This window comes from Bacillus marasmi (assembly GCF_902168435.1).
Classification (GTDB): Bacteria; Bacillota; Bacilli; order Bacillales; family Cytobacillaceae; genus Bacillus_BU; species Bacillus_BU marasmi.
Genome location: NZ_LR656208.1, coordinates 1 through 832, shown reverse-complemented (window position 1 = coordinate 832; position 832 = coordinate 1). Strand labels below are relative to the sequence as shown.

2 protein-coding genes are annotated in these 832 nt (G+C 33.8%); both read left to right on the top strand.

Annotated features, from left to right (window positions below):
- Positions 1 to 444: HNH/ENDO VII family nuclease (locus FXW34_RS22755; protein ID WP_147536300.1), on the top strand; the 444-nt coding region annotated here is incomplete at its 5' end.
- A gap of 18 nt (positions 445 to 462) precedes the next feature.
- On the top strand, positions 463 to 832 hold a 370-nt coding region (locus tag FXW34_RS22750; protein WP_147536299.1), incomplete at its 3' end, for an SMI1/KNR4 family protein.

The following is an 832-nucleotide window of genomic DNA, read 5'->3' as shown; positions in this document are numbered from 1 at the left end:
GGGCTTAAATCCAGAAAATTATCTTCTGAACAAATTGAATTAGATTGGCTAGCTGACAAGTATACTGCTGTAGAAGTAAAAGGAACAGTTAAAGTTGGTGGAAAGGAAATAGATGTATCCAGAAGAGTGTACCAAATTGAGATTGATAAAAATTATGTACCTAATAATCCGAAGGCACTAGGAAAGTCGAATGGAGAATTAATGGAAAAGGGGAAATCTCCATATATTGTAAAGGACGGGGTGGAAAGTAAAGTTGAATTACACCATTTAATTCAAAAAGAACCTGGTGGAATGGTTGAAATTGCGGAGTTAACTCATGATAAATACGATTCGACGCTACACGGTTTGGTTGAAAATGGAAAAAGTTTTAGAAATAATCCAGAACTTGAAAAAATGTATAATAACTTTAGAAGTAACTATTGGAAAATGCGTGCTAGTGAATAATAGGAGTGAGTTAAATTTATGGATGAAAGAATTATTAAGATGATCGAAAATTATGGTGAAGAAGATGATTTTTTTGGAGAAGTATCAGATGAATATATTAATAAGGCTGAAGAAAAACTTAGAGTTAAATTTCCTCTAAGTTATCGCAATTTTATAAAAAAATATGGTTCGGGAGGAATATGTGGAGTTGAGCTTGAAGGTGTTCAGGGTAATTTAGGAGCATCTGTAGTTGATGCAACAGAGAGATGGAGAAAATTAGGGTTGGGTATGAACTTAATTGTTTTAGAGGACTCGGGAGAATTTGCTAGATGTATGTATTGTGCAGATATTAATGATGACAGAGTATTTAGTTGGGAAAGGGGGGGAACAGATTTACACCCAAGATATA